The organism is Flavobacteriales bacterium, from assembly GCA_013001705.1.
Classification (GTDB): Bacteria; Bacteroidota; Bacteroidia; order Flavobacteriales_D; family JABDKJ01; genus JABDLZ01.
In genome coordinates, this window is sequence record JABDLZ010000314.1 from 1 (window position 1) to 4,759 (window position 4,759).

3 protein-coding genes are annotated in these 4,759 nt (G+C 51.0%); all 3 read right to left on the reverse strand.

Features of this window, described 5'->3' with window-relative positions; genetic code table 11:
* Positions 1–178, reverse strand: a 178-nt coding sequence (locus HKN79_12705) for an MgtC/SapB family protein (protein ID NNC84426.1), incomplete at its 3' end; no start/stop codon positions are given.
* Positions 179–218: 40 nt separating this feature from the next.
* Entirely contained in the window at positions 219–3,083 is a 2,865-nt protein-coding gene (locus HKN79_12710) for a T9SS type A sorting domain-containing protein (protein NNC84427.1), read from the reverse strand.
* A 140-nt stretch (positions 3,084–3,223) separates the two neighbouring features.
* The gene (locus HKN79_12715; GenBank protein NNC84428.1) at positions 3,224–4,729 is read right to left on the reverse strand and encodes a hypothetical protein; all 1,506 of its coding nucleotides are present in this window, start codon (positions 4,727–4,729) and stop codon (positions 3,224–3,226) included.
* Positions 4,730–4,759: the final 30 nt, after the last annotated feature.

The following is a 4,759-nucleotide window of genomic DNA, read 5'->3' on the forward strand; positions in this document are numbered from 1 at the left end:
CTGTCACATGGACTCCTAGTGTAACGATGAGCGCAGCCGAGCCCGCAATGAGCATGTGCGTGCGCAGGCCTGCGGGCTTGTTCTTGGATTCCCGCTCAAATCCGATCACACCTCCAAGGATACATGCGATCAACACATCGAGTGCTATCCAAAGCTGGTCTTCAAATCCGATCATCATATGCGAATATATCGGCTTGGTGCTAAATTCTAAGAATCGACTAATTCTTGATGATCACACGACTGTGGACCCCGTCCATATGTGTGATCTGAAGGAGATACGGTCCAGAATCCAGAATGGACAGATCCAATGATCTTGAATGACTATCAATGGTGAAATGGGACACCACTTTTCCTTGTACATCCAAGACCTGTCCTTCTCCGATGATAGGATGGCTGAAGCGCATGTGGAGTATATCTTCAACAGGATTGGGACCTATACTTTGAACGAGCTCAGATCCTTCGACCGAGGAGATGACCGGTTCTACCGTGATGGTCACTGAATCAATGGCCGCACACCCGCTTGAATCCAAGGCCGATACATAGTATGTAATGGTCGTATCGGGAGTGGTGATGGGGTCCGCGATGCTAGGGTCGTCCAGGTAGAGGTCCGGTGACCAGATGTAGCTATCAAATCCGCTGGCTGACAGCTGTACGGATTCGCCCTCTACTATGGTCATATCCCCACTGACGATCAGCTCTGGAATGACCACCTCAGGCGCTTCGATGCTATTCGACAGGACGGATGTAATTGTACAGCTCGCCTCTATACCCAAGGTCACTTGCACCAGAGAGCCCGGGGCAAGCGTATCGACCTGCCAGTCCAGCGCGTCATGAGCGAGTATAGCACCATCCACGTTCCAGATATAGCTCTGCACTATTCCAGCTTGTTCGACCTCTGTCTGGAAGTCCAAAACTGTTCCTCCACAACCGCTGGTCTCGAGGGTCAATTCGATGCTGGGCTCCAGGGATGCCACTAGGGATATATCGAAGCCATTATCGGAACCGATGGTCTCAGGGTCCACTCCTACTACGCGTATGCGATAGCCATCTCCGCTGGGAAGTCCGGCCGGAATGGCACAGGAGATCACTCCACTCGGACTGCGATTGATGAAATCGTTGGTATAGGAACCGATGACCAGCTGACTGCTGAAATCTCCTGCTGCATCCGATAGCTGCGCTTGATAGGTATTGTCCGTGATGTAATAGCCATCGAAGTAGAATCCCACATGCATCTTCTCTCCCAGACAATAGCTATCGTCCATGACCTTCGTAGTGATAGTTCTAGGCCCGGACCACATCCTGCGCATAGGGCTCTGTCCGGCCACATGTACATGATGCTCATCGATCACATCCAAGTCTTCCAGCGACCAAGAATTGTTGAGGCAGGCCGTAGTGACCGATGACCAATGCCGTCCGCTATCTATGGTCATACGCACATTGGTGCCGCTGATCATGTATCCCAGACTGTCATTGAGGAACTCCATCTGATCGGTAAATAGGCTCGTGGAGACCGAGATACTATCCCAGAATCCGCCTCCGTTGCGTGAGATCAAGGTATTGGTGGAGCCGATATAGCTTAAGCTATCATTGACGATCTCTACGCAACGTAGATTGGAGTTGGCTTCTAAGACGGGACGTTCTTCCCAGTTCTCTCCACCATCCAAAGTGCGATAGGCGAAGTCATTCCCCACGACCACTCCGAAATCCGCATCCAGAAAATCAAAGTCTCGGAAGAACTCACCCTCCGTGACGACTTGCACCTCCCAGGTATCGCCCAGGTCGGTGGTCTTGAGTATGGTATCTTCAAAACAGAGCAGATAGCCCGTGCTGCCATCCTCTGTGAACCAGAGGTCCCAGATGTATTGATCTGTACCGGTCTCCTTCACTTCCCAAGTCTCTCCCAGGTCTGCGCTCAGCATGAACAGACCGCTATCCCCTGCGACCACCCAAGAGGTCTCTCCTATCCATTCAACGCTCGATAGCAGATACTCTGTCGGAGTGGGTCTCTCTGACCAGGTGAGTCCTGCGTTATAGGTCACGGACAGATGTCCAGCGTTCCCTACTACTACACCCGTATCCGGGTTGAGGAAATGCACATCCCGTAGCCAAGGAAGTCCGATGTGTTGATTGACCCAGCTCTCTCCACCATCGCTGGTATGGAAGATGCTCCCTCTCCTACCAGACATGTATCCGTTCTGAGTATCCAAGAAGGTCATCGCATAGATGCCCTCATCGAAGGGAAAAGGAATCGCATCCCATGTAAGTCCACCATCCATGGTCTTCCAGAGTTCTCCTTCTTCCCCCGCAATGAACCCGACCGAGGCCGAGGTGAATTCAATGGCCCTCATGGAGTAGACCGGTAGCGATATCTCAGTGAAACTATCGCCTCCATTCGTGCTTCGGTAGACCTTGCCATAGCTCGATAGATGGATCACTTCCTCACTGACGAAGTCGATATCGAAGATGGCCGAATTGGAACCCAGTTCGATCTCCTCCCAAGAGTCTCCTCCATCTGTCGTCTTCAGCACCAGTCCTTGGGTACCGAGGATGAATCCCAGTTGATCATCGTAGAACTCGACCTTGTACAGGAATTGATCACCCGAGTCGTGATTGTAGCTCCAGCTCTGTCCGCCATCGGTAGAGATACGTACCTGTCCGTTCTCCCCTACCAGAAATCCTTTCTGTGCATCGATGAAGAATACATCCAATGCATCCCCACCGATATTCCCATCGTAGAGGGTCCATGTCTGACCACAGTCAGTGGTCTTGATCACATCACCGAAATAGACCGAGGCCCATCCAGTAGTACGATCCAAGAAGAAGACCGAGGTCATCTCATAGGAGTCGTCCAAGGCATTGCGTGTCCAGGTCTCTCCGCCATCCATCGTACGGAAGAGGGCCGATATGGCAGAACTGCAGGAGCCGATGCCGTTGTCCCTTCCTACTACATAGCCTGTGTTGCGATCTACGAACTGTATATCATCGAGCTCATCGCCATAAGGCTGATTGTCATGCCAGACGGATTGGGAGTAGGAAACGCATGCTAGCACCACTGACAGTAGCGTGATTACGGTCGATCTCATATGCGGGCGAAGATAAGTCGGGGCTGATTCAAGAGTGCAGATTCAAGATCTTGCCGCATTAGGCCCCTGAGGCTCTCGAAAGGCCGGAGTTGATTCAATATTCTAGAGCACAGTACCGACCAAATGTATTCACTTTCGATTCATTCGATCTTCCACACATCGTTCAGAGGCACCGCACCATTCTTGCCCATCTCGATGTAGAGCGCATTCTGGAAGACGACAGAGAAATGGTTCTCTCGTGGACCATAGTCCGGATGGGTTTCGACTTGCTCCCAATAAAGACTATTAAAAAGATCAAAGACCCAGATCTCATCACTATCTCCCCCCCCTGGATCTCCACCGATGACGTAAATGGCGTCATTGAAGACAGCAGCATGAAAATTCGACCTTGGACTCCACTCTGCAACTGCATATTCGCTCCAGGTAATTCCATCGCTTGAAAACCATACATCGTTCATACGCTGGCCACTACCTACACCACCCATCAGGATCAGCTCATTTTCTACCACAACTACTTGATGATCTCTTCTTGCCGGAAAGGAATGATCGCTTATCTCCTCCCAAGTGATACCTCCATCGGACGACCTCCAAACATCGTTCTTGACCTGACCACCTGAGCTTCCTCCAATGACAAGTAGATCGCCCTGGAATTCGACCACCTGATGACCTTGTAGTGGTGGGTAATGCGTTCCCTCAGAGACATTGCCCTCCCAAGGCACCTGATTCCAGACCACTCCATCGCTGCTGGTCTGGATCGTATTACGCTCACCGTTGAAAACGTAAAGCAGACCTCCATAGGACAGCACCTGTGATTCTGTACTCGGATGGGGAGCATATAGATCAAACACATCATGGGCCCTGACCTGGGTCCAAGTGATCCTATCGGAAGTCTTCCAGACATCATTTCTGTCACCACCGTCACCGGCATCCACTACGAGGCCACCGATGGTATAGAGTTCTCCATTATGTATCACCGTCTGATGCCCATACCTCCCATCACTCTGCAGGGAAGAATTGGAAGTGTGCATGGACATGGAAATCGGCTGCGGCTCGGCCATGGTCTTGAAGTAGAATTCTACATCAGCCCAACGGTAGAAGCCTTTATTGTCATAGGCGACCACATCCCATTCGTACCACGTATCATAATTCAAGCTGATCGGTATGGTCGACAAGTTGGGATTCATATTGGATATCATAGGTAGAAATGTGCCCTCAGCTCCTAAGAATACATCATACGTCACAGGATCACCTTCAGGATCCACGGCTTGTTGCCAGTTGAGTTGAGGAGACAGTTCTACATTTTCCTGCCCATCGAAGGGGCTGAAGAGTACAAAAGGGTTCGGAGGACTATTGGATACTCCATTCTCTGCTGTGAGAAAGGAAAATACGCTCGTGCTTTTAGTGGCTCCACCCTGACCATCGAGAGCTATGACGCACCATGAGTATTCGGTACCCTGATCAAGGCCTTGTGTCATAGCGTAGAAATTGGTCTGGATATCCTCAGCAATCACCGTAACGGGTGCGGTCTCTCCCGCACTTACCAGATGCTCATGGATAGGACCGGTGATCTGGTAAGTGCGGGAGAAACTGCACCCGTTACGGTGATTGCTGAGGATATCCAGACCAATTTCTACGCTATGACACAAGGCCTTGATCAGGGTACCGAATACTCATGG

Bases quoted from the DNA above. Each gene is read 5' to 3' on its own strand.
- HKN79_12710 (NNC84427.1), bottom strand. From the start codon at position 3,083: ATGAGATCGACCGTAATCACGCTACTGTCAGTGGTGCTAGCATGCGTT.